This window comes from Streptomyces sp. ADI95-17 (genome assembly GCF_003846175.1).
GTDB lineage: Bacteria > Actinomycetota > Actinomycetes > Streptomycetales > Streptomycetaceae > Streptomyces > Streptomyces sanglieri.
In genome coordinates, this window is the sequence record NZ_ML123049.1 from 340,366 (window position 1) to 364,813 (window position 24,448).

18 protein-coding genes are annotated in these 24,448 nt (G+C 71.3%); 12 read left to right on the forward strand and 6 right to left on the reverse strand.

What is annotated here, in order from left to right:
• Nucleotides 1-3 precede the first annotated feature (3 nt).
• The 6 genes from EES42_RS28365 to EES42_RS28390 are packed head-to-tail and all read left to right on the forward strand — an operon-like array spanning nucleotide 4 to nucleotide 6,339.
• Nucleotides 4-1,869 (forward strand): B12-binding domain-containing radical SAM protein, encoded by a 1,866-nt coding sequence (locus EES42_RS28365; RefSeq protein WP_124721125.1) that lies wholly within the window; start codon nucleotides 4-6, stop codon nucleotides 1,867-1,869.
• A 23-nt stretch (nucleotides 1,870-1,892) separates the two neighbouring features.
• Nucleotides 1,893-2,588 (forward strand): methyltransferase domain-containing protein, encoded by a 696-nt coding sequence (locus EES42_RS28370; protein ID WP_124721126.1) that lies wholly within the window; start codon nucleotides 1,893-1,895, stop codon nucleotides 2,586-2,588.
• The gene (locus tag EES42_RS28375) at nucleotides 2,585-3,397 is read left to right on the forward strand and encodes an HAD family hydrolase (protein ID WP_164495352.1); all 813 of its coding nucleotides are present in this window, start codon (nucleotides 2,585-2,587) and stop codon (nucleotides 3,395-3,397) included. The genes EES42_RS28370 and EES42_RS28375 overlap by 4 nt, the downstream gene beginning before the upstream one ends.
• Nucleotides 3,394-3,945: a P-loop NTPase family protein gene (locus EES42_RS28380; protein ID WP_124721128.1), complete on the forward strand. Its 552-nt coding sequence runs from the start codon at nucleotides 3,394-3,396 to the stop codon at nucleotides 3,943-3,945. Before EES42_RS28375 ends, EES42_RS28380 begins: the two co-directional genes overlap by 4 nt.
• Before the next feature lie 50 nt (nucleotides 3,946-3,995).
• Nucleotides 3,996-5,171, forward strand: a complete 1,176-nt coding sequence (locus EES42_RS28385) for a GNAT family N-acetyltransferase (RefSeq protein WP_124721129.1) — start codon at nucleotides 3,996-3,998, stop codon at nucleotides 5,169-5,171.
• Nucleotides 5,172-5,220: 49 nt separating this feature from the next.
• Nucleotides 5,221-6,339, forward strand: coding sequence for a GNAT family N-acetyltransferase (locus tag EES42_RS28390; RefSeq protein WP_124721130.1), 1,119 nt, complete (start codon nucleotides 5,221-5,223; stop codon nucleotides 6,337-6,339).
• A 69-nt stretch (nucleotides 6,340-6,408) separates the two neighbouring features.
• Here the strand turns inward: EES42_RS28390 and EES42_RS28395 are convergent, their stop codons facing one another.
• Nucleotides 6,409-7,275 (reverse strand): phytanoyl-CoA dioxygenase family protein, encoded by an 867-nt coding sequence (locus tag EES42_RS28395; protein ID WP_241196630.1) that lies wholly within the window; start codon nucleotides 7,273-7,275, stop codon nucleotides 6,409-6,411.
• 146 nt (nucleotides 7,276-7,421) lie between these two features.
• Between EES42_RS28395 and EES42_RS28400 the strand changes: the two genes are divergently transcribed.
• Both EES42_RS28400 and EES42_RS28405 read left to right on the forward strand, forming a co-directional pair.
• A complete protein-coding gene (locus EES42_RS28400) occupies nucleotides 7,422-8,738 on the forward strand; it encodes an MFS transporter (protein ID WP_164495353.1) in 1,317 nt (438 codons plus the stop codon).
• 159 nt (nucleotides 8,739-8,897) lie between these two features.
• Nucleotides 8,898-10,118 (forward strand): ATP-grasp domain-containing protein, encoded by a 1,221-nt coding sequence (locus tag EES42_RS28405; RefSeq protein WP_124721133.1) that lies wholly within the window; start codon nucleotides 8,898-8,900, stop codon nucleotides 10,116-10,118.
• Between the two features lie 88 nt (nucleotides 10,119-10,206).
• On the opposite strand, the gene EES42_RS28410 is transcribed toward EES42_RS28405, so the two are convergent.
• Complete coding sequence (locus EES42_RS28410; protein WP_241196631.1) at nucleotides 10,207-10,794, reverse strand: GNAT family N-acetyltransferase; 588 nt, start codon at nucleotides 10,792-10,794, stop codon at nucleotides 10,207-10,209.
• A 286-nt stretch (nucleotides 10,795-11,080) separates the two neighbouring features.
• Nucleotides 11,081-14,188: an AfsR/SARP family transcriptional regulator gene (locus EES42_RS28415; RefSeq protein ID WP_241196632.1), complete on the reverse strand. Its 3,108-nt coding sequence runs from the start codon at nucleotides 14,186-14,188 to the stop codon at nucleotides 11,081-11,083.
• A gap of 227 nt (nucleotides 14,189-14,415) precedes the next feature.
• Between EES42_RS28415 and EES42_RS28420 the strand changes: the two genes are divergently transcribed.
• From EES42_RS28420 to EES42_RS44960, 3 genes are read left to right on the forward strand one after another with little or no spacing between them, the layout of a single operon-like run.
• On the forward strand, nucleotides 14,416-15,306 hold the full coding sequence (locus tag EES42_RS28420) for a hypothetical protein (protein WP_206433624.1): 891 nt from the start codon (nucleotides 14,416-14,418) through the stop codon (nucleotides 15,304-15,306).
• A gap of 17 nt (nucleotides 15,307-15,323) precedes the next feature.
• The gene (locus EES42_RS28425) at nucleotides 15,324-17,615 is read left to right on the forward strand and encodes a protein kinase domain-containing protein (RefSeq protein WP_124721136.1); all 2,292 of its coding nucleotides are present in this window, start codon (nucleotides 15,324-15,326) and stop codon (nucleotides 17,613-17,615) included.
• A gap of 20 nt (nucleotides 17,616-17,635) precedes the next feature.
• Entirely contained in the window at nucleotides 17,636-19,783 is a 2,148-nt protein-coding gene (locus EES42_RS44960; protein WP_241196679.1) for an outer membrane protein assembly factor BamB family protein, read from the forward strand.
• Nucleotides 19,784-20,340: 557 nt separating this feature from the next.
• On the opposite strand, the gene EES42_RS28440 is transcribed toward EES42_RS44960, so the two are convergent.
• The 3 genes from EES42_RS28440 to EES42_RS28450 all read right to left on the reverse strand — a co-directional run bounded on the left by EES42_RS28440 (nucleotide 20,341) and on the right by EES42_RS28450 (nucleotide 23,370).
• A complete protein-coding gene (locus EES42_RS28440) occupies nucleotides 20,341-21,870 on the reverse strand; it encodes a helix-turn-helix domain-containing protein (RefSeq protein WP_124721137.1) in 1,530 nt (509 codons plus the stop codon).
• A gap of 292 nt (nucleotides 21,871-22,162) precedes the next feature.
• Nucleotides 22,163-22,822, reverse strand: a complete 660-nt coding sequence (locus EES42_RS28445; RefSeq protein WP_124721138.1) for an RraA family protein — start codon at nucleotides 22,820-22,822, stop codon at nucleotides 22,163-22,165.
• Nucleotides 22,823-22,848: 26 nt separating this feature from the next.
• A complete protein-coding gene (locus EES42_RS28450) occupies nucleotides 22,849-23,370 on the reverse strand; it encodes a hypothetical protein (RefSeq protein ID WP_124721139.1) in 522 nt (173 codons plus the stop codon).
• Nucleotides 23,371-23,516: 146 nt separating this feature from the next.
• Between EES42_RS28450 and EES42_RS28455 the strand changes: the two genes are divergently transcribed.
• Complete coding sequence (locus EES42_RS28455; RefSeq protein WP_124721140.1) at nucleotides 23,517-24,392, forward strand: hypothetical protein; 876 nt, start codon at nucleotides 23,517-23,519, stop codon at nucleotides 24,390-24,392.
• Nucleotides 24,393-24,448 lie beyond the last annotated feature (56 nt).

Below are 24,448 nucleotides of genomic sequence, written 5' to 3' on the forward strand. Positions count from 1 at the left end.
CACGTGATACTGACGGTTCGTCCTCCCCTGGAACCGCGATGTCCCGGCCCCGCCGACCGGCAGGAGCTGGCCGACCGCCTCTCCCGCCGGCGCGAACTCTTCGAGCGGGCCGGTGACACCGCCCCCCGCCCGGACCGGGACCCCTACCTGTTTCCGATCATGGCCGCCCTGGTCCCCGTCGCCACCAGCCGCGGCGGGGAGGTCGCCTACCCAGGCGATCCCATGTGCCTCTACTCGGCGCTCTCACTCACCGTCGAACGGTCCGTCGCCCGCCGGGTGCGAGGGCTCGCCGTGCGGCCGGCACTGGACGACGTCGCCCCCGACTGGGGCCGCTACCCGGATGCCGCCTATCGCCGCGCCGAGGACGGTCCCCGCTCCGTGCTCGTCGCGGACAGCCGTACCACCGACGGCCACGTCTTCGACCCCCGCATCTGGGACGACGTCGCCTGCGAGGCATTCATCACCGAACTCCGGGCGCTGCGCCCCAAGGTGCTGCTGCTCAGCTCGGTCTCGGCCGGCCACCGCTACGCGCTGGAGATGGCCGAACTGGCCAAGGAGCACGCGCCGGGCTGCCTCGTGGTCCTCGGGGGCAGGCACGCTGACGAAACGATTCGCTACCGGCACGCCACCCGCACGGCCGACCTGTCCTGGAGCAGCACGGTGGAAGTCATCCGCGACGGCCGCGCCCGGCCCGTGGTCGACTTCGTGGTGGCGGGGGACGGATCTCCCCTTCTCGACCTGCTGTTATGCGCGGTCGGGCTGGTCGCCACCCCCGGGTTCGGCCCCACCCCAGTCGAGGAGGTTCTCGACGCGCTCGCGCTCGTCGCCGCCCACGACGGGGCGACCAGGGGAGTCGGCAGCATCGTCGGTCTCACGGCGGACGAAGCCGTGCTCGTACCCGTGCAGGGGGAGCGCATCGACGCCGCGCAGCTCCCCTCGCCGTACGAGGCCTTCTCCGTACGGGCCCGGTTCGGGATCTTCACCCGTGCGGGCAGCTCTCCGCTGGGCAGCCGGACCGCCCATGTGATGACGCTGGACGCCTGCCCCTTCAAGTGCACCTTCTGCTCCGAGAGCATCCAGGTGTCGCAGCGGCCCACGCGCTTCGCGGTCTCCGAGACCGAGCACGTCGCCCGGCGCATCGGGCAACTGGTCGACTGGGGTGCGGAGGCGGCCTTCTTCGACGACCCGGTCTTCTGGGGCGGCAACTGGAAGGCGATCAGCGACTTCTGCCACGATCTGGCGCGGCTGCGGGACCGCCGGCCCGCGGTCCGGACGTTCGAGTGGGGTGCGCAGCTCACCGTGGACGTCGTCCTCAACCGCGCCAAGGCGGCGGAGGTCCACGCGGCCCTCGACCTCATGAGGGAGAACGGCTGCACCTACATCTACATCGGCATCGAGAGCATGGCGCAGCAGGTCATGCGGAACGTCGGCAAGAACCTGCTGCGCCGCAACCCCGAAGCCTGGGTGAGCAAGGTGCGGGAAGCCCTGACCACCATCCGGGACCACGGAATCCGGGTCGGCAGTTCCGTCCTGTTCGGACTCGACGGCGAGAACCGGGAGACCATCGAGGAGACGATCGAGGAGATAGGCCGCCTCATCGACGACGGACTGCTCGTCATGGCCAGCCCGAACATCCTCACCTACCACCCCGGCACTGCCATCACCGCGGCACACGGACAGGTCCGGCTCGACTACCACTCGCGCAAGAACAACCGGCCGCCCTACACGTACTTCGAGGAGGCATACCCCGAAGTGGTCTCCCGGCTCCTGGACGAGGACGACATCTGGTTCATCCACGAGGCATCGGCCAAGCGATGGGGCAGCACCCGCAACAGCGCCGCCGAGTCGGCGGCCTCCATAAACGCATGACGCACACCGGCGGAAGGATTGTCTTGAGAGGCCACGTGCTGGACGTCGACGAGAAGAGCTACTGGGGTCCGTACTACTCGTACTTCCCCGCGCTCGCCCGCTACATCCCGCTGGGCGAGTACGCCCGCCGGGTCCGCCCGAGGGCCTGCGTGCTCGGTGCCTCGGACGGCAAGTTCGCCCTTCCCCTGCTCCGGGCCGGCTGGGAGGTCGTCGGTGTGGAGACCGACGCGCTCTTCCTGAACGGGGGCGAGTTCGACCTGGTCGACGGCCACCACGAGGTCGTCGGCCTCCGGCAGCGGCTGGCGTCCGAGGGCCTCACCGAGGGCTGCACCATCGTCGAGCAGGACTACATGACTCTCCCGGCCTCGGGCGACTTCCAGCTGGTGATGGGCAGCGGCCTGTGGTCGATGCCCCCCAACCGGGCCCACACGCTGGAAGCGCTCATCCGGCACGCGATGGACATGGTCGCCCCGGGCGGCATCTTCTTCGGCGAGTACCTGATCGGGCTCAACGACGAGGAGCGCCGGTGCGGCTACTACCCGCCCCGGGAGGAGATGGACCGCATCGTCGACCGCCCCGGCTGGCAGCTCTTCGAGAACGCCGACCTGGGCATCCGCGGTGAGAGCCACCTCGGCTACGAAGAATGGCACTACCACCGGTACGCCGCCGCCATCGTGCACCGCATGCCGCTGCCCACCACCCCCGAACCGGCCCCGTGACGTCCACGGACACCACACGGACCGGCGGGCGTCCCCACCTCCCTGGGGGCGCCCGCCCGGCGGTCCTCGTCTCGGACCTGGACGGCACCCTGCTGGACGCGGACCGGAAGGTCGCCGAGCGCACCCGCAGGGCCCTCACCGCCGCGGTGGAGAGCGGCGTGCACCTGGTTCTCGCCACCGCCCGGCCCGCCTGGTCCGCTCGGCAGGTGCTGCTGCCGCTGCGCGGCCTGGGCGCGTCCCTCGTCTCCTCGAACGGCGCCGTCACCGGCGATCTGGACGACCCCCGGCCCCGGCGGGTCCGCACCATGGCACCGGCCCGGGTGCGCGAGGCGCTCGGCCTCCTCGGCCCGGTGCCCTGGGCGGTGGACCGCCCCTCCGGGCGGCTGCTCGGCCCCGACTGGCCGGACATCCTCAGCAGCGGGGGTGCCGGTGCACCCCGGGCCGAGGAGGTGCCGGACGGCGAGGAGGTCCTCTGCCTGATGGCCCGGCGGGCCTCCCCGCCCTCGCCCTCCTTCCTCGCCCCCGCCGGTCTCTGCTGGACCTCGTCGGACGCCGGTCTCGTCGAGGTTTCGGCGCCCGGGGCCGACAAGCGGTCCGCCGTCTCGTGGCTCCTCGACAGCCGGGGTCTCGACTGGAGCGCCGTCGTCGCCTTCGGCGACGCGCCCAACGACATGAGCCTGCTCCGCTCGGCCGCCACGGGAGTGGCAATGGCCAACGCCGTTTCTGACGTACGGTCTTCGGCGACGGAACTGACGGCCGGCCACGACGAGGACGGGGTGGCCATGTGGGTGGAGAGGAACCTGCTGTGAGTGAAGTGAACCCTCCCGGTGGCCCACCGGCGGGGAGAGTATGGATAGTCGGCGGGCCGGGCTGCGGGAAGTCGACCCTCGCGGGACTGCTGACGGAGCCCGGCGCGCCCCCGGTCTGCCTGGACGCCCTGTTCTGGGGACCGGGGTGGACGCCGGTGCCGGAAGACACGTTCCTCGCGGAGGTCGGAAGGGCGCTGGAGGGCGAACGCTGGGTGGTCGACGGCCAGTTCCCCGCCGCCGTCGCGGCCTTCGCGCACACCGCCGACTGCGTGGTCTGGCTCGACCCGCCGCTGCGCGTCGCCTGGCCCCGGTTGCTGCGCCGCACCCTGCGCCGCTGGATACGCCGGGAGAAGCTGTGGGGCGGCACCCGGGAAACCCTGTGGACCGTCGTCGGCCCCCGCTCGATCCTCTGGTACGCCCTGAAGGTGCGGTCGGAACAACAGCGCGCCAACCACGACCTGTTCGCACGCCTGTCGCAGCCCGGCGTGCGCCTCATCCGGTTCCGCGGCGGCGACGTACGGAACCTTGTCGGCCGGATCGCCCGGTGATCCTCTCCAGGCCGATGGAACAACCCTCTTGTCAACATCGGGAGTTACCCATGGATGTCCGCACCTACGACACAGTCGGCGAGCTGCCCGCCGCCGACTGGGATTCCCTCACGTCCGGGTCCACCATCTACTCGACCGCGGGCTTCCAGGGCGTAAGGGAGGAAGAGCTTCCGCAGGGGGCGCAGGCCCGTCGCATCACGGCCCACGACGCCGAGGGCGCCGTGGCGGCCGGTCTGGAGGCATACGCGTTCGCCCGGCCCCCCCACGCGCTCTACACCCCCGCCGATCTGCTCACCGGACTCGTCGACGAGGAGCGCCACGCCGCCGTCGCCTCGCGCCCGCTGGCGATCGGGGCGGGCTGGTCCGAGTTCCGGGGCCAGGTCGTCCACCACCCGGACGCCGGGCCCGAGCGGCGGACGGCGGCCGTCGAGGCCCTGACCTCCGAGGCCCTGGGCTTCGCCAAGCAGGCGGAGGCATCCGTTCTCGCCTACTACTACCTTCCCCGCGAGGACGCGCTCGACATCGCCCGCGCCCACGATCACGCCGGTGCCGTCGTCCTCTTCCACGACGTGGAGACAGTGCTCCCGGTCGGCCTCTGGGACGACCTGGACGACTACTACGCCTGGCTCCCCGCGAAACGGCGTCCTCGTGCCCGGCGCGAGGTCCGGAACTTCCGCGCGAGCGGGCGCACCGTGCGCGAGGTGACGCTGCCCGAGGTCGTCGACCGCATCGCCCCGCTCAACAGCGCCCTGATGCGCAAGCACGGCCACGACTACGGGATCGCACGGGCGGCGGAGGTCTACGGCCGGCAGGGACGCCACCTGGGCGATCGCAGCACCCTGCTGCTGGCCGAGGAGGGCGACAGCCCCGTCGGCTTCGCCCTGCGCTACCACCACCAGGACATGCTGTACGCCCGCGTGGCCGGCTTCGACTACGACTACGCCAACAAGGCGGACTACTTCAACCTGGTCTTCTACCACCCGATCTCCGAGGGGACGGGGCGGTCCACCCGCGCCATCCACCTCGGCCTGGGAACCTTCGAGGCCAAGCTGACCCGGGGTGCCCAGCCGGTCCCCCTGTACACGGTGCTCGTGGGCGTGGACCAGCCGCTCGCGGCCGACCCCGACGCCGTGCGGGAACGCAACCGCAAGGAGACCGAGGCGTTCGGGGCCGCGTACGCGCGGCACGTGGTCGGCGGAGTCGACACGAAGGACTGGCAGCTGTGAACACCCGCACCGCCCCGAGGCCCGGATCGTGCGAGAGGAGGCCCCGGCCGTGACCGAGACCAGGCACCTGGCGTCGATCGGCGACATCGAACGCGGCACCTGGGACTCCCTGGTGCCCGCCCCCTGCTTCTACCAGAGCCACGGCTGGCTCGCCGGGCAGGAGCGCCCCGACTTCGCCACGGCCACCTACACCGTGGTGTCCTCGGGCAGCAGGCTGCTCGCCGCCACCCCGTCCTACGACTTCCCCGCGGAGAACGCGCCGCCCCTCCCGCCGGTCGCCGCCGACCGGGAGGTCCTGCGCGTCGGCACACGCACCGGGTACCACAACGAGTTCCTGCTCGCCGGAACGGAGGAGGAACAGCGCGATGCCCTGGCCGAGTTGGTCGAGGGCCTGGCGGATCACGCCGCCCGCCTCGGCAGCGACGCCCTCCTCTTCGATTTCCTCACCACCGACAGCCTGCGGCTGCTCGCCGGTCTGTTCCCGGTCCGGGCCCAGCTGCGCAGCGCCGAGGCCGTGGTCCACAACGAGGAGGGCACCTTCGAGTCGTACCGGCGGCTGCTCGGACGCAACGTCCGCAAGCGCGACTACGAGGTGCGCAAGTTCGAACAGGCCGGGCTGCGGCTGGAGACGGCGCCCCTGTCGGAGTGCGTGGACGAACTGGCGCCGCTCATCGGCCAGACCATGGACCGGTACGACGCCTCTCTGGACCTGGCGGAGATCCGGACGTTCCTCACGGTCCAGGCAGAGCACCTCGACGGCCTCAGCACGGTCTTCCGCGTCGTCGACGAGGAAGGCGGCCTGGTCGGGGGGCATGTCTCCTTCGCCTGGCGGGAGATGCTCTACGCCCGGGTGGCCGGGTTCGACTACACCCGGACCCGGGACGCGTACGAGTACTTCAACGCCGTCTACTACGGCCCGCTGCGCCACATGGAGCAGCACGGGCTCGACACCCTTCACCTGGGTCTGTCGGCGGTGCAGGCCAAGGTCAGGCGCGGGGCGCGGCTCCACCCGGTCTGGGCGGCGGTGCTGCCGCTGCCGCTGGTCCGGGGCGCCGGCCTGACCCGCGACGCCGCCGCCGACCAGGCCCTGGCCGACTCGGTGCGGGCCGAGGCGGGCGGCGGGATGGACGAGAAGGAGTGGGAGCTGGGCCGGGTCACCCCGCTCTGACCCCCACGGCGGTTTCCGCGGGGTGCCGGCCGAGCGGCCCGGCACCCCGCGCGAACTCCGGAGCGGAGCTCACCTCCGGGCGGGCCAGAGGGTGGGGCAGAACTCCGGGTCTGCGTAGTCCGGCTCCCCGGTCGGGGTCCGCCGCACCAGGGCGTCGTGCTTGTAGGGCTGCTGGCGGCCCTCGGAGTTCCGGTAGTGCCGGTAGGTGTTGGCACCGTCCTGGAGGTGGAACGAGATCGCGCGACGGGGGTGAGGACTGCGGTTGGGGCCGCTGCCGTGGTACAGGAGGCAGTGGTGGAAGGTCATGTGACCCCGCGGGATGTGCACGGGGACCCGCTCGACGGTGGCGCCGTTGCGTTCCGCGTCCCCCTCCAGCAGGTAGTCGCGGGCCACGTCCGCAGGATCGCCGACCGGCCGTTCGGCGCCGTGGCGCCGCTTCCACCGGTGGCTTCCGGGCACCATCGTGATGGTGCCCGCCTCCTCCGTGCAGTCATGGAAAGGGATGAAGGCGGTCAGCATGTTGTCGGACGAGCAGGTGGGCCAGAAGTACTTGTCGAAATGCCAGGAAACGATGTTCGACGTTTCTTCGGGGACTGCCGGCTTGTAGATCAGAGTTGCCTGGAAAGTGCGCACCTCCGGCGTTCTCGCCAATCGCGCCGCCACTGCGGCAACGACGGGTTTACGGAGAATTCCGGCAATGGCTTCGTCCCGGTAATGAATGTAGTCGCTGTTGCGCTGGATCTCGCCATCGGCCGGTGACCAATCGGCCAGCCGGTCCGGCTGGCCTGGCAGCGCGCGACCCTTGTGACCTGCGTAGAAGCGCTCGCTGGCCTGAGTCAGAGTCTCGGTCTCCGCGTCGCTGAGCAGCTTCTTCGAAAGGTACCAGCCGGTTTCCTCGTACTTCCGGACATCCTCGTCCGACGGCAGTAACCGCAATTCTTCTTCTGTCAGTACCGAATATTCCGACACCGTGTCCTCATCTCTCTGAACCTCCGTCGAACCATCGGGCCGGGAGGCAGCCTAGCGAACGGATGAGGCGTGTGCTAGGTTCATTTTCCAACTGGTCCGATCGGGGGGATGGAATGGCTATCCTAGATGAGGAAATCCGGGTTCTCCTCAAGAAGAACAGGGATTTTCGAAATGTATGGACAGGGGAGTCCGCCGCCCATTTCGGGACCCAGCTGACCAACTTTCTGTTACCACTGGTCGCGGTGACCGCCCTGCACGCCAGCGGCACCGAGGTGGGCCTCATCTCCGCCGTGCAGTTCGTCCCGGTCGTCCTGCTGTCGCTGGTCGCCGGGATGGTGGTCGACCGCCACCCGCCCCGCCGCACCCTGGTGATCACCAGCGTGGTCCGGGGTGCCGCGCTCGGGCTCCTGGGGCTCGCACAGGCCACCGAGGGGCTGACGGCCACCCATGTCGTGGTGGCCGCCGCGGTCATCGGCACGGCCACCGTCTTCTACGAGGTCGCCTACCAGTCCACCATCCCCAAGATCGTCTCGGTGGACTCCATCCCCTCGGCCAACGGACTGCACCAGGCCACCTACTCCGTCAGCCAGCTCGCCGGCCCCTCGGCGGCGGGCTTCCTCGTGGGCAAGCTGGGACTCTCACCCACCTTCGCCGTCACCGCCGCCTTCTTCGTGGGTGCCGCCCTCAGCGGAGCGCTGCTCCGCGACGTCAAGGCACCCGGAGTGCCGCAGCAGTCGGCGCTGCGCACGATCGGATCGGGGCTGCGGTACACCTGGTCCCTGCGGCCCCTGCGCGACCTCTGCACGCAGGCGGGCCTGTCCAACCTGCACGAGCAGTGCTTCCTCACCGTCTTCCTGGTCTTCGCCGTCCGCGAGCTGGGCCTCAGCGGCACGGTCGTCGGCGTGGTCATCGGCATCGGCAGCGTCGGCGCACTGGCCGGCTCGCTGGTGGCCGCTCGCATCGGCGCCCGGATCACCGTGGGCAGGACGCTCACCTGGGGCGTGGTCCTGGCCGCCGCGGGTCTGCTCCTCGTCCCTCTCGTGGTCGTCTTCGACCTCGGCACCTTCGGCCTGGTGGCGCTCCTCGCCCTCGCCTTCGTCGTGAACGGCTTCGGGGTGGCGCTCTTCAACGTCTTCGCGGTGAGTCTCCGCCAGGCCATCCCGCCGGAGAACCAGTTGGGCGCGGTCACGGCGAGCTACCGGCTGGTGGCCCTCGGGACGCTGCCGCTCGGTGCTCTCGCCGGCGGGGCCCTCGCCGACGCGCTGGGGCCCGGCCGGGCCATCTGGATCGTCGGGGTCTCGTACCTGTGCGTCTCCTTCTGGCTGATGTTCTCGCCGCTGCGCTCCGCCACCACCCTCGAACAGGCCCGTGCGCTGGGTGTGCGGCCGGGGTCCGGAGACACCCTCGGCGAGCAGACCCCCGCCCCCTGACCGGCCGAGCGCCCGGCCCGCACCATCTCCGTACCCCACGCCTCACCACCTCCGTACCCCACGCCGGACCATCTCCATACCCCACGCCGCACCACCTCCGTACCCCACGCCGGACCATCTCCGTACCCCACTCCCCGGACACAGAAAGCGAGAAACGACGTGGCTGATGAGCGAGACGTCCTGATCTACTCCAAGCGCTTCGAAGGCGGAGTGCGCCTCGTCTCGCGCATGCTCTCGGAGATGGGGCGCCGCCCGATCCTGGTCTCCGACGAACCGGAGGACGTCAACCGCGACCACTGCGCGGCCCATGTCGTCGTCGACTGGGAGACGGCGAGCCTGGAGGAGCTGGTGACGGCGGTCGAGGCGGCGGGTGTGGTGCCGACCGCCGTCGTCAACTTCGTCGAGTCGCTGATCTCCTGGCAGGTGCGCACTGCGCGGCACTACGGGCTGGAGGGCGGGGAGAACGGCCGAGAGGTTCTGCTGAGCAAGGCCCGGGTGCGGGCGGCCATGACGGACCGGGGCCTGTCCTCGCTGCCGTTCGTCGCCGGAACGGTCTCCTCCCTCGATGTCGACGCGGTCACCTCGTACCCCGTCATCGTCAAGCCCGACCAGGACTCGGGTGGTTCACGGCTCGTCCGCCGCGCCAAGGACGCCGTGGAGCTCCGCTCCCGCCTCAAGGAGCTGGCCGACTCCGTGGGCCCGGACACGGACGCCATCGTGGAGCAGTACATCGACGGCGTCGAGTTCTCGGTCGACGGCCCGGTGCTGGACGGCCGGTTCCACCCGCTCTTCGAGGTCGAGAAGACGGAGCACGACAACCTCCGGCACCACGACGCGGGACTCCTCATCTCGCCCCCGCCCTCCGCGCACGTGCGACAGGCCGTGCGCGAGCTGTCGGAGAGGGTCGGAGCCCTGTACGCCTCCCTCGGCCTGGGGAGCAGCTGGCTCCACGTCGAAGGCCGGGTCCGCGCGGACGGCACCTGCGAGCTGGTCGAGATCAACCCCCGCCCCGGCGGCCGCATGTACCGGGCGGCCACCCAGCGAGTCTGCGGGGTGGACCCCATCGACATGTCGGTACGCATGGCGCTCGGCGAGCGCCTGGACGGCGCACCGGCCGGGGCGACCCCCGGTGGCACCGAACTGCTGGCCATGCTCCCCTTCGAGGCCGACCGCGTAGGCACCCTGGCGAGCGCCACCTCCGTCGAGGAGCTCAAGCGGATTCCCGGGGTGGTGGACGGCTACCTGTTCGAGAACTTCCGCGTGGTGACGATGGACCGGGAGAACTTCTTCGCCGAGGCCATGATCACCGCCGACACCGTTGCCGGCCTCCACGAGATCGCCGAACAGGTCCGCTCGGTCTTCACCTTCACCTTCGAGTGACCTGCGCGGACGCCGGCCGCCACCCGGCATGTCCTCTCCCGTGCGGCGCGGGGCTCGGTCGCCCCGCACCGCACGGGCGGGAGCCGGCTCATGGCCCGGACACGGCCTGCCGTGCCGATCCGGCAGCGACGGGTGCGGCGTAGCAGTGCAATGTCACCGTCTCCGTCTCCGTCGGGCTCCACCGGTGGTCGACGGTGGCCAGCAAGGTCCACCCCAGGCGTCCGTACAGGGCCACAGCCGACGTGTCTGACGCCAGGACGTCCAGGACCGGATGGCGCCCGCGCCGCCGGGCCTCGCCCGTGGCCCGCTCCATCAGCAGGGCACCGACCCCGTGGCCACGCGCCGCGGGGGAGACGAACAAGCGGCTGATCACGGCGGCCTTCTCGACGGGCACACCCGCTCGGCGGCTCCACAGGACCGGCGCCCGGTCTCCCGCCCCGCCCTCGCACAGGCCGACATGACCGACGACCTTCCCGTCCAGTTCCGCCACCCAGGCGGCGAACAGGGAGGGCTGGGCCAACCAGTCACCAGGACGCTCGGGCCAGTTCTCCGGGTAGCCGTCCCGTTCGTGCACGTCGGCCAGCAGCTCCACGCAGGCGTCGAGATCCGAATCCTCCCGCCACCGGACCCGGCAGCCGGGAGCCTCTTCCGCCACGGGGTCCGCCTGTCGTTCCACCGCAGCATGAAACCACGACCTGATCGCCCCCGCGCGGCACCACCGGACCGTGGCCCGCAGCAGCCCCCCGCTCGGGCGCATTGCCGCGGAGCGAGCGCATACCGCCGCGGGCCGGCCTGTGAGCAGGCGCTGTCCGACCGGACGTCAACCGCAGTCGACCTCGCTCCGCTCTCGGACCCGGAGCGTGCGGCACTGGGTGCGAGGGCGGTCCAGGAGTACTGCGCTGTCGGAAGGTGCGCGAGCCAGAACCCCGGCGAGATCAGGCATCCGAGTCCCGCCGGGTTGCTCAGGTTTCGTGTAGATCCGCTTCTCGTGCCGTCACGGATGGTGTGCCACCAGGGGAGGGCGGCCGTCCCAGCTCCTCCGTCCCGGCCAGGGACACGGCGATGCGGAACTGCTGCTCGGCCTCGGCCTGGTGGCCCGCTGCCGAGTAGGTGTGTCCGAGCCGGCGGCGGATCTCTGTCTCCAGGGGCCTGCTGGTGTGCTCGGTGAGCGTGGCCAGGGCCTCTTGCTGGAGGGTGATGGCCAACGGCAGTTCTCCGTCGCCGTGTTCCGCGGCGCCGAGCAGGGACAGGCTTGTCGCGCGCAGTTGCAGGTCGCCGACCTCCTGGGCCAGGTCCGCTGCGCGTCTCGCCACGTCCTTGACCTTCGCGTGCCGGTCGAGTGCCAGGTGGGCCTCGGCGATGAAGCACAGGGTCTTGCTGATCATTCTGGGGTGGCCGATCTTCTCGGCGAAGGCGAGGGAGGCGGCGTAGTACGTGAGTGCTTCCTCGTGCCGTCCCTGCTGGTCGTGGAGGGCGCCGAGGTTGCAGCTCGACATCCCGGCCAGCCAGTCGTCGTCGAGCCGGGCCGCCAGCTCCATGGCCTCGCCCAGGTGGGCGACCGCCTCCGGGATGCGGCCCAGAGCACGCTCCGCAGCGCCCAACCCGGCGGTTGCCCGGGCCTGTTCGCGCAGGTCGCCCTGGCGGCGGGCGAGGAGCAGCGCGTCGGTGCACCAGGCGTGGGCCTGCTGGAAGCGCCCCTGGTAGAGGTCCGCGATGGCCATGCAGTTGCGCAGGGCGGAGGGCATTCGCCGGTCGTCGGCCACGTCCGCGCTGGGCAGTGCGAGCTCCAGGGCGGAGCGGCACTCGTGGTAGCGGCCCTGACGGACCAGCGGGTCGACCAGGGATTCGGCGATCCAGCAGACGTGGTCGTGCTGCCCGGTGGCGGCCGCGTAGGCGATCACGTCGAGCAGTTGGCCGCCTGCGGCGTCCAGCCATGCGTCGGCGTCCTGCCAGTTCGAGAAGGGGGAGCGGGAGACGTCCGGGCCGGTCGGGAAGCCCTCGGGGCCCCAGTCGCTGGCGATGCGGCCGGCGGCTGTGTAGAGGTGCAGCACTGCGGCGCGGTCTGCGGCGGTCTCCTCGGGTACGGCGGCGGCCAGGCGGCGCGTGTGGTCGCGTACGAGATCGTGCAGCCGGTAGCGGCTGAGCCGCGGCTGCTGCAGCAGGCTCGCGTCGACCAGGCGCTCCAGGAGGTCCTCGGTGTCCTGGAGCGAGCGGCCCAGCATGACGGCGGGAGTGAGCCCGTCGAACTCGGCGGTGGGGGACTGGCCCAACGCCCGGAAGACGCGCTGCAGGTCAGGGGTGAGCTGGTCGTAGGACATCCGGAAGGCGGCTTCCACACTGCGGTCCTCGGCCCGGAGCTCGCCCAGGCGGCGTTCGTCGTCCGACATCCGGCCGACCAGGTGGGCCAGTGTCCAGGACGGACGGTTCTGCAGCCGGGCCCCGGTGATCCGCAGCGCCAGCGGCAGACCGCCGCAGCGGCGTGCGAGTTCCTGCGCGGCCTCCGGTTCCTGTTCGGCGCGAGCCTCGCCCAGCAGATGCGTGAGCAGTGTGACAGCCTCGCCCGTGCCCAGCGGCTCCACGGTGAGCCGCCGGTCGGCGTCGAGGCCGGGCAGACGCTGGCGGCCGGCCACCAGCACTCGGCTGCCCGGGCCCGCGGGCAGCAGCGGGCGCACCTGTTCCGCGCTGCGGGCGTCGTCCACGACCAGCAGCAGCCTCAGGGAGCTGGTGGCCGCGCGCCAGGCGGTGACCAACTCGTCCAGTTCGTCCGTCAGTTCGCCGTCTGCGCCGTGGACGGCACGGATCAGCCGGTGCAGTGCGCGCTGTGGGCGCAGGCTCCCGTGGGGGACGCCGTGCGCGTGCAGGTCCACGAACAGGCAGCCGTCCGGGTACTGGTCGTGCAGCGTCCAGGCGGCGCGGACCACCAGCGCGGTCTTGCCGACGCCCGCCGTGCCGTCGACGGCGGCCACGGAGACGGAGCCGGGAGGCACAGGTGTGGTGAGCAGGGCGAGTTCTGTCTCCCGGCCGACGAGCCAGGCAGTGTCGCCGGGGAGTTCGTTGCGGCGAGGTCGTGGCGGGGGCAGGGGACGTTCGGGTGCCGATGCCAGTGTGGGTGCGGATGGCGGTGCCGGTGCTTGTGCTGCGTCGGATCCGGCGGTGCGGGGCAGCGGTGCCCGGCCGAGCAGCATCAGGTCGTCCCGGCGCAGTACGCCTTGGTGTACCCGGCGCAGTTCCTCGCCGGGCTCCAACCCCAACTCGCCGCGGAGCCGGTCCCGGGTCTCCTGGTAGGCGGCGAGTGCCTCGGTCTGCCGGCCGCTGCCGTACAGCGCGCGTATGCGCAGGGCGGCGAGCGGCTCGTCGTACGGCCGCCCCGCGGGCGCGGCCAGGAGCTCGTCCAGGGCCTCCGTGTACCGGCCCAGGAGGACCAGGCACTCCGTCCGCTCCTGATGGAGGGTGCGCCGCTGCCGGGCAAGTCGCTGCCGCTCGGCGTCGGCGAACGGCCCGGGCAGGCCGGCCAACGGCTCCCCGCGGAACAGGTTCAGTGCCCGCGTACAGCCGTCGAGAGCGGTGGTGAGGTCGCCCGCGGCCTTCGCCCTGCGGGCCGCGGCGGACTGTCCGGCCAACTCGCCGATGTCCGTGCGGGCTTGGCCGGGTACGAAACGGTAGCCGCCGCGCTCGCCGCGGATCGCGGATGCGGCGGGGCCGGTGCCGGGCGCGTCCAGTGCCTTGCGTAGGGGGTAGACGTAGCTGGGCAGGACCCGGCGGCCCGTGCCCGGGGGTTCGGGTCCCCATACGTCGTCCAGCAGTTGCTGGTGGGTGACGAGCGTCTCCGCGCGCAGGACCAGCGCGGCCAGCACCGCCTGACGCCGTACGGGCCCCAGGTCGAGGGGCGCCTCGCCGCGGTGGGCTCCGACCGGGCCGAGCAGGTCGAGGCGCAGCCGATCCGCCGCATCCTCCGCACCCGCCGTACCCGCCGTACCTGCTGTGTCTGTCGCGGCCGACGTGCCGGTCGCATCCGCCGGATCCCACGCGCCCACGCCTGAGCCGACTGTGTCCGCTGTGTTCGTGCCCACGCCGCAGTCCCCCATGGTCCCCGTAGTTCCCCGTTGCTCTGCTGCAGCCGAGTCGTCTGCCGCCGCCGAGACCTCTGTTTCATCAGAATTTCATCGGAATTGCAGTGTCTCGCGAGAGGGTTCGGGACGTTGTGCCGGGTCCCGGTCGACCGTCGCTCCGGCCTGGCCCCATGGGACGGGTTTCTGCCGGTCCCGAGGGCATAAACCGTATGAAAGCGAGCTGTTCCGTGAGTGAGACCCCGCAGGTGGACCCCCGGCAGGGCTTCGGCGAGAGCCGTCCCACCCAGCCGCTCGGGCAGGGCACGCCGGCCTGGGGGCCCGCGGCGCAGGGACCCGGCCAGGCGCCGCCCCCGATGCCGGGTCAGGCGCCGCCGCCCGTCCCGCCGCAGGCGCCGGGTGGGCCCTCGGCCTGGTCGCAGCCGGTTCCGGCGGGCGGTCCGGGCAACCCAGGCCCGCGCGGCGGCCGTTCGCGCATCTGGCTGATCGGTGGCGTTGCGGCGCTTGCCGTGGCCGTGATCGTCGGCGTGGTCATCGCCACGTCAGGGGGCGGCGACAAGGGCACCGCGTCGGGCAAGCCCTCCGGCTCCCTGGGAGACGCCGCCAAGCCGGAGGCGCCGTCGGGCAAGGCGTTCACCAAGGTGCCCAAGGGGTGCGAGCTGATCAAGGCGTCCACCATCGAGAAGATCGCGCCCGGAGGCGAGTGCACGCCCGGCTTGATGGACGACAAGGATCTGGCCTCGATGATCACCAGAATGCCGAGGTGGGAGCACCCCGGCTACGGTGGCGCCTATCAGAGCCTGGATGTGAACCTCATGGTCGGCACGACGGCCAAGAGCACATACGACATGAACAAGAAGACCGCTCTCAAGGACCTCGGGGGCATGCGCAAGGTGCAGGAATCCCGGTCGGTCGGCGGGCTCGGCGAGGAGGCCTTCGTCGTCGACACCGTCGACACCATGGACGGGTCGCTGGCGCAGGCTGAGGTGATCGTCCGTGAGGGCAACGCCTCGCTCACCACGAACTTCACCTACAGTCGGGATACCTCCGACGTCACCCAGAAGCAGGCCGAGGACGCCGCCATCACCGCCGCCCGTGATGTGCTGGGCTCGCTGAGCTGACCGCCCGCGGCAACGACGTGCACACACCCCCATACGGAGGCAGCGACCCCACGGTCCCGCAGCCTGCGCACACCACAGTCCCGCAGCCGCCGGCCGCGGCGACCCGGCCGGTCACCGCCGTCCCGCGGCCGCCCGGCCAGGTCTCTCAGCAGCAGAGCCCTGCCCGGATCGGCCCCTACGAGGTCTTCCAACTCCTCGGCGAGGGCGGCATGGGCAGGGTGTTCCTGGCCAGATCACCGGGATCGCGCCTGGTCGCCCTGAAGGTCATCCGGCCCGAGTACGCCGAGGCGTCGAACTTCCGCGGGCGCTTCCGGCGCGAGGCCGAATCCGCCCGCCGGGTGAGCGGGTTCTTCACCCCGCCGGTGCTCGACGCGGACGCCGATGCCCCACAGCCCTGGCTGGCCACGGCCTACGTCCCCGCGCCGTCGCTGCACGATGTCGTACGCAGCTTCGGTGTGCTGCCCGAGCCTGCCCTGCGGGCCCTGGGCGCCGGCCTCGCGGAGGCGCTGCTGGCCATCCATGACACCGGCATCGTCCACCGCGACCTGAAGCCCGGCAACGTACTCGTCGCCGAAGACGGGCCTCGCGTCATCGACTTCGGAATCAGCAGCGCGGTGGACGCCACCCAGTTGACCCGGACGGGCGCCGTGATGGGGACGCCCGGGTTCATGGCGCCCGAGCAGATCGTGTCGAGCCGTGAGGCCGGACCGGCGGCCGACGTCTTCTCCCTGGGCTGCGTCCTGGTCTTCGCTGCCACCGGGCGGGGACCCTTCGGCGCCGGAGGGACGGCCGAGATCCTCTACCGGGCCGTCCATCAGCAGCCCCAACTGGACGGAGTTCCCCAAGGGTTGGGCCCGCTGATCGGTTCCTGTCTGGACAAGGATCCCGCCCGCAGGCCGCCCGCCGCGTCGGTGCTGGCCGCGCTGGGGGGAGCCGACCCTGCCGCGCTGCTCACCGAGGGCCTGCGGGAGGACCTGGCGCGGCGGGAGGCGCACGCCGCCGTTCTGGTGGCCGCACCGCCCGTGCCCATGACGTCCCTCGCGCCGCCCCTCGGCCCGCCCGCCACCGCCGTCCCGAGCGGGCCGAGTCGCCGCAGGTTCCTGTGGATCGCCGCGGCCGGTGCCACCGTCGCAGCGGGCGCAGGCGCCGCGACGCTGGCCGGGTGGCGGTCCAAGCCTGACAGGACCCCGATCCGGGCCGGCGGCAGCGCGGGCACCACCGGCCTGCCCGAGCCCAAGGTTCCGGCCGGCCCGAAGCCGCAGTGGTCGGCTCCGCTGAAGAAGCTGGAGAGCGGACAACTGCGGCTCCTCGGCGACACGCTGGTGCACTGGGACCAGGGCAGCGCGTACGCCTATGACGCCGCGACCGGGGAGGAGCGCTGGACGGGTTCGCTGCGCGCGCCCTCCGGCGTCTCGGGGGATCCGAAGTGGCTGGGCGTGCACGGATCGATGCTGTACGCCGAGGCCTGGGGCGGCGAGCGCGGCTATCTCTTCGGTGTCGACGCCACAGGCAAGCAGAAGTTCACCCACGCTGTCACCCGGCAGGGCACCGGCACCCGGTCCGCCGACTCCGTCGAGAACGTTCTGTCCGTCGCCGGTTCGGTCACCGTCGTCGGCACCAGTGGCGACGACGGTTATGGCGTGCTCGCGGTCGATATCGACTCGGGCGAGGTGTTGTGGTCGCGCACGGTCAAAGGCAGCGACTTCCAGGCCTACGCCGACGGAAGCCTCTGCTTCCTGCAGGACAACGGCACGCTCCGCGGGCTCGGCCTGCGCTCGGGCACCGAGCGGTGGCAGGTCCGGGACGTCATCGAGCCCGGCGCCTATCCGCACCTGTCCACCGACGGCAGGACCCTGCTCGTCACCAGCACCAAGGTGCAGGCCTTCCGCGCCGCCGATGGCGAGAGACTGTGGACCGCCGTCAACGAGACGACCACCATCAGCCCGGCCAGGGTCCGCGGTGAGCGGGCCTATGTCTACGACGGTCCGGGCACCGTGTTCGCCCTGGACATACAGAGCGGTGAGCAGGTGTGGCACACCGCGAGCCCGGTGGACCTGACGACCACCGGCGGTGCATACGACCAGGGGCCCGCCGTCTCCGCGTCCGTGGTGGCCATCGCCACGTTCGCCGCCGGCGACGTCCCGGGGTTCGTCGTCCTGCGCGCCTTCGACGGCAGGCCGCTCTGGGCGCACCAGCCCTCCGGGAGCAGCGCCGGGGGCAAGAACGACTGGCTGCTGCAGACCTCCGGCAGCACCCTCTTCGCCGCATCCGAGACCACCCTCTACGCCTTCCGGAGCGACACCCCGTGACCATGCCGCCGTCCCCGCCGATGCCGTCCGCGCATCCCCCGCAAGCCGCCTCACCCGCCTCGTACATCGGCCCCTACCGGGTGATCCGGGAACTCGGCGCGGGCGGCATGGGCCTCGTCCACCTCGCCGCATCGCGCAGTGGCCGTGCGGTGGCCGTCAAGGTCGTACGTCCCGAACTGGCCGCCGACCCCGATTTCCGCCGTCGCTTCAAGGCCGAGGTGGACGCCGCCCGTGCGGTCTCCGGTGCCTTCACCGCGCCGGTCGTCGACGCCGACCCCGAGGGGCCCCAGCCCTGGCTGGCCACCGCGTACATCCCCGGCCCCTCCCTCGCCGACGCCCTGGACGCCCACGGGCCCATGCCCGAGTCCACCCTGCGCGTGCTCGGCGGCGGCCTGGCCGAGGCGCTGGCCGCGATCCACCGTGCCGGGCTCATCCACCGCGACCTCAAGCCGTCCAACATCCTGCTCACCCTCGACGGCCCCAGAGTCATCGACTTCGGCATCAGCCGGGCCGTGGACGGAACCGTGCTCACGGCCGAGGGCCAGGTCGCCGGCTCGCCCGGCTTCATGTCGCCCGAGCAGTCGAGAGGGGGTGAACTCACGCCCGCCAGCGATGTGTTCGCCTTCGGGGCCGTGCTCGCCTTCGCCGCCACAGGCATCCCGCCCTTCGGTACCGGTGCGGCCCACGCTCTGCTCTACCGGGCCGCCCACGAGGAGCCGCAGCTGAACGGCGTCCCGCACGGCCTGCTCGGCATCGTCGCCGCCTGCCTCGACAAGGACCCCGCCCGGCGCCCCACCGTCGAGCACCTGCAGGCCTGGCTGCGCCCGGAGACCACCGCCGGCTGGCTCGGCGCGGTCGAACTGCAGGTGACCGAGGACGAGCGCACGCTGCAGGACGTGGTACGCACCCCGCTGCTCAGCCGCCGCCGGTTGTTGACCGGTGGCGCGGTGCTCGCCGTTGCCGCGGCGGCCGGGGGCACCGCCTGGTTCCTGCACTCACGGGGCGAGGACAGCAAGGGCACGGTCGCCACCCCCGAACTGGACTGGACCAATGAGCTTCCGCAGCCCACCATGTCCCTGCGCGCGGTGACCCGGTCCACGCTGCTGTGCACCCGACTGGCCTTCGGTGCCTGCTTCGACCGGGACACCGGCAAGCTCCTGTGGAAGGACCTCGGCGGCCAGAACACCGACGCCCTCACCGACGACGAGCGCGTATACACGGTACGTACCGACGGCAAGGTGCACGCGTTCGACGGCCGGTCCGGCGAGGAGGTGTGGGACGCGTCCCCGGCCGGGGACAGCGCGCCCGAGCTGGACTTCTCGGACGGCGAGTCGGTGGTGACCGTGAGCGACGGGCGCGTCCAGGCCCTGGAGGCGTCGAGCGGCGAGGTGCGGTGGACCTCGACCGACGTGGAGGACGTGAGCATGGTCCTCGGCGCCACCCCGGCGGGCGCGCTGCTCGCCTGGGGCGGCGCATCGAAGACGAACCCGGCCGCGACGCTCGACGGATACATGGCCCTCGACCCGGACACGGGTAAACGCGTATGGGCGAAGGATCTCGTCACCCTGTACCCACCGGACAAGAGCAAGGTGCTCTACGGCATCGACGCCGACATGAAGCTGCTCGCCCTCGACCCCGACGACGGTGAGACGCTCTGGAGCAAGCCCACCGAACTCCCGCCGACGAACAGCGAGATCCTCGGCTTCACAGGGTCCATGAGCCTGATCGAGGGAACCCTGTTCTGCTACCCGAGCACCAACTTCAATGGCTCGACCCGCGGCTTGCTCGTCGCCTTCGACCCGGCGTCGGGAAAGACCCTGTGGACAGTGCAGACCACCGCCGACGGCAACCGCGGCTACGCGCGCGCCGGCGCGACCGTCTGCTACCTGGACAAGAAGATCCTGCACGGGATCGACGCCAAGACCGGCGCGAGACGCTGGACGGCAGGGTCAGGCCTGGCTGACCTCGAGTTCCTGGGCGCCCTGCACGGACTCTTCCTCGCCGCAGGCAAGAAGGGCCTGTACGCCTTCGACGCCGACACTGGCAAGCAGGTCTGGCACTATCGGGCCACCGGCGGCTCCGGCTCCTGGTCGACGCACGCCGTCGGCGACCACCTGTACGCCACATGGTCCGGCAAGCTCTTCCGCTTCTCGGTGCCCAAGGCATAGGCGAACCCGCCTCAGAGAATGCTTGAATCGCCCTCCCTCGAGCGATTCCATCAGCGGACAGGTTCCCTCGCTCCTGTGGAGCGCGACGAGCCGACCCGGGAGATCCGGTACCGACCGCGCTCCGAATCCGTGACCGGCGAGGCCGCGGTGCGATCCTGCGAGGAGGCCGGCGGCTTTGTCGCTGCCCGTCTTCCTGGTGCTGGCGTCCACCTGGGCATGTCCTGACGACTCTTCGCCGCGTGCGCCGCTCTGCACAAGGCGCAGTCCGAGATGCCCGTGAATGAGTCCCTGTTCCTGCCCGACCTTGTCAGGCCACGTCACAGCGTCGACGACGAGGAGCGCGAGGAGTACAGCCGAGCCACTCGCCGTGAAGGCTGACGGCTGCTCAGGCACCTCTGACGTGTTGTCAACCGTGGAAGAGCATCCTGCACTTGCGTTGCACAAGGTGCTTGAAACAACAGTAGTCAGTGGAGGGTGATGAAGGTGGGTATCCGCAGGTCGGTAGGCGTGCTGAGGTGTCGTGCCCCTTGCCTCCAGGGGGCACGACACCGCGCCGGTCAGATGTCCCGGAAGATCTCGATCTGCGCGCCCACGGAGTTGAGCCGCTCCGCCAGCTCCTCGTAACCGCGGTTGATCACATACACGTTGCGCAGGACCGACGTGCCCTCGGCCGCCATCATGGCGAGCAGCACCACTACGGCGGGCCGCAGGGCCGGCGGGCACATCATCTCGGCGGCGCGCCAGCGGGTCGGGCCCTCGACCAGTACCCGGTGCGGGTCCAGGAGTTGCAGCCTGCCGCCGAGGCGGTTCAGGTCGGTGAGGTAGATGGCCCGGTTGTCGTAGACCCAGTCGTGGATGAGGGTCTGGCCGTGGGCCGAGGCGGCGATCGCCGCGAAGAAGGGCACGTTGTCGATGTTGAGGCCCGGGAACGGCATGGGGTGGATCTTGTCGATCGGCGCCTCCAGCTTGGAGGGCCGGACCGTGAGGTCGACCAGGCGGGTACGGCCGTTGTCGGCGGCGTACTCCGTCGTACGGTCGCAGTCGACGCCCATCTCCTCCAGCACCGCGAGTTCGATCTCCAGGAACTCGATCGGCACCCGGCGGATCGTCAGTTCGGACTCCGTCACCACGGCGGCGGCGAGGAGGCTCATCGCCTCGACCGGGTCCTCGGACGGGAAGTAGTCGACGTCCACGTCGATGTGCGGGACTCCGTGGACGGTCAGCGTGGTCGTGCCGATGCCGTCCACGCGTATGCCGAGCGCCTCCAGGAAGAAGCAGAGGTCCTGGACCATGTAGTTGGAGGAGGCGTTGCGGATGACGGTCGTGCCGTCGTGCCGGGCGGCGGCCAACAGCGCGTTCTCGGTCACGGTGTCACCGCGCTCGGTCAGCACTATGGGGCGGCCGGGGGTCACCGAGTGGTCGACCTGGGCGTGGTAGATCCCCTCGGTCGCGGCGATCTCCAGACCGAAGCGGCGCAGCGCGATCATGTGCGGCTCGATGGTCCGCGTACCGAGGTCGCAGCCGCCGGCGTACGGGAGTTTGAACTGGTCCATGCGGTGCAGCAGAGGGCCGAGGAACATGATGATGGAACGGGTCCGGCGGGCGGCGTCCGCGTCGATGGCGTCCATGTCGAGCCGGGCGGGCGGGACGATCTCCAGATCGGTTCCCTCGTTGATCCACCGGGTCCGCACACCGATGGAGTTCAGCACCTCCAGGAGGCGGTAGACCTCCTCGATCCGGGCCACCCGGCGCAGCACCGTACGGCCCTTGTTGAGCAGCGAGGCGCAGAGGAGTGCCACGCACGCGTTCTTGCTCGTCTTGACGTCGATGGAGCCCGAGAGCCGGCGGCCGCCGACCACCCGCAGGTGCATGGGCCCGGCGTAGCCGAGCGACACGATCTCGCTGTCGAGTGCCTCACCGATGCGCGCGATCATCTCAAGGCTGATGTTTTGATTGCCGCGCTCGATGCGGTTCACGGCGCTCTGGCTGGTGGCGAGCGCCTCGGCGAGCTGGCTCTGTGTCCAGCCCCGGTGCTGACGGGCGTCACGGATGAGCTTGCCGATGCGTACGAGGTAATCGTCTGACATGGCGAAAGGTTATCTCAGATATGAGATGGGACCTGCGCCGGGGTGTGGTGTTCGGGTGACGCCCGGGCGTGTCGGCGCAGCAGTTGCAGGCCGGGAGCGTATGGGACGCGCCGTCCCGGTGCGCGCCGTGCGTTCAATGGTCCGCCCGGATCGCCGCGACCGCGTCCGGTGCGCGTCCGTACGGGGGACGGGGCGACCTGGACATACGGAAGCCGGTACCCGGGGCTCCGGAGACCGCAGGACGGCCGCCGGTCTCCGGGGCCCGCGGAGCCCGGCGGTCGTCCTGCGGCGGTCAGTCCTCGAAGCCGTTGTCGCGCAGGATGCCGTCGATACGGGCGCGATGCGCGGCCTCCCACGCGTCCAGGGATTCGCCCGCCTCCTCGGCCGCCTTCGCCCGCGCGTCGAGGAGCACCTGTCCGCGCCGGGCGCGGGGAACGACCACGATGCCCTCCTCGTCCGCCACCACGATGTCACCGGCGTCCACGTCCACACCGCCGCACCGCACGGGGCCGTTGAGCGGCCCGACCGCCTTCTTGGTGCCGGGGATGGGGATCACGCCCCTGGCGAAGACGGGGAATCCCATCTCGCGCACCTCGGCGAGGTCACGGATCACGCCGTCGGTCACGAACGCCGCGATTCCCCGGCGTCGGGCGACGGCGCAGACGTTCCCGCCGGCCAGCGCGTAGTCCACGTCGCCCGACTCGACGACGATGACGGCGCCGGGCTCCGCGCGGTGGACGGCCGCGTGGAGCATGAGGTTGTCGCCCGGAGGGCACCGCACGGTGAACGCCGGTCCGGCGACCCGGGGGACCGAGGGCCACAGCGGGCGGACGCCGATGTCCATGACCTGCCCGCGCCCCAGGAGATCGGCCAGGGTGGTCGGGGAGATGCCCCCGAACTCCCCGGGATTCTCGAACTCCTCGAACTCCTCGAACTCACTGTTGTCGTTCATGTTCCTCCGTCGTCCGGGCCCACGCGTCAGGTGTCGTACAGGCCGTCCCAGGGAGCGTAGAAGCCGAGTTGGTCGGGGTGGAGCTCGGCCCAGTCGTCCTCGCTCTCGCCCTCGCCGTCTTCTCCGTCCCCGTCCCCGCTCTCCCTGTCGTGGTGTTCGACGACCAGCCCGAAGAGCACGCCGTCGACCGTCAGTTGGAAGGGCCGGATCGCGATGTCTCCGTACTCGCGCTCGGGCAGACCGTCGAGGAGCGCCGCCATACGCGCCTCCGCCCGTGCCATGACGGAGCCGTCGCCCACGGGGTGTTGCTGCTGCTCGGCGTACGTTCCCGCGTACCCGATGTCCGAATCGAGGTGCCGGCCCTCGTGGTCGAAGCGGTGCAGAACGGAATAGAGGCGCTTGTGCTCCTCCCAGTCGTCGCCGATCGTGTACCCCTGCGGAAAGGCGTAGGTGACCGAGGCCAGGAACTGTCCGTCCGCGTACCGTCCGATGGTGTCGGTCCGGTAACCGGGCTCGTGGGCTATGGGGATGATCTCGGGGACTGCCATGGCGAAACCATAGATCCGGCATCTGACATCGTCCCCGAGACCTGCTCCGGTCATGAGCTGTGCCGCTCGGTATTTCTGGGCCTTGCCCCGTTCGCGAGCACGGTGCCTGAGGTGGGTGCCGCAGACACGGGGGAGGGCGGCCGGAGTTGGCGACGGTGCGGATGCGCGAGCTGTACTACTTCGACCACGGGCAGGACGTCGGGCTCAGCGGCTTCGCCGGCACGCTGTGCTCGCGTGCGACGCTCCGCACCGACGTACCCGTGGTGCTCGCCCTCGCCGGGGCGCAGACGGACGACGAGGACGACCAGCTCGGCAGGGACGTCCGGCTGCTGCTGGAGTCCCCGCTGCCGGACGAGGTGCTCCACGCCGTGTGGCTGGCCGCCGTGCGGCGGTGCTTCGACCCGGCCGAGGAGGGCACGGACATCCGGTGCTGGCTGCGCCGGGTCGCGGAGGTCTGCCCGCCGTGCACGCGGGAGCGGGAACGGGCCGAGCCGGAGTTCCTCGACCGGGTGCGGCCGACGGTGACGGAGGAGGACGTCCGGCTGCTGCTGGACTCCGCACTGTCCGACGAGGCGGTCACGGCACTGTGGCGGACCGCCTCGCGGCGGCTGTACGTCGACGCGTCGTTCGACGCCGACGAGGGGTTCGACGCCGACGTACGGGCCTGGCTGGAGCGGGTGGCTCGGGCGTGCCGGGAACGGCTGGGGGAGATCGACCCCGGCTGCGTGCCGTATCTGTCGCCCGCCCGGACCGACCTGGCCGGGGCCGTGCTGCGCGAGGTCCGCGAGGTCCGCGAGGCGGAGCGGGCGGAAGCGGCCGAGGTACGGGACGTGGCGCGCGTACTGGAGGACGTGGCCGCCACCGTGGACCCGGACCTGGGCTTCCGCCTCCTCCTCCAGATCCTCCTCACGTACGACGTCCCCGTCCCCGACGCCCGGCGCGACCGCTGCCGGGCCCTCGGCGAACGGCTCGGATTCAGCGCGGACCATCTGGACGACCGACTGCACCGCCGGGCGGAGTGACTTGCCCTCCGGCCGGGCGGCGGAGCCGTCTCCTGAGTACGGGTACTCATGTGTGC

Coding starts and splice junctions, on each gene's coding strand:
- EES42_RS28385 (WP_124721129.1), top strand. CDS start 3,996: ATGGATGTCCGCACCTACGACACAGTCGGCGAGCTGCCCGCCGCCGAC.
- EES42_RS28440 (WP_124721137.1), bottom strand. CDS start 21,870: ATGTCAGACGATTACCTCGTACGCATCGGCAAGCTCATCCGTGACGCC.
- EES42_RS28400 (WP_164495353.1), top strand. CDS start 7,422: ATGGCTATCCTAGATGAGGAAATCCGGGTTCTCCTCAAGAAGAACAGG.
- EES42_RS28445 (WP_124721138.1), bottom strand. CDS start 22,822: ATGAACGACAACAGTGAGTTCGAGGAGTTCGAGGAGTTCGAGAATCCC.
- EES42_RS44960 (WP_241196679.1), top strand. CDS start 17,636: ATGCCGTCCGCGCATCCCCCGCAAGCCGCCTCACCCGCCTCGTACATC.
- EES42_RS28450 (WP_124721139.1), bottom strand. CDS start 23,370: ATGGCAGTCCCCGAGATCATCCCCATAGCCCACGAGCCCGGTTACCGG.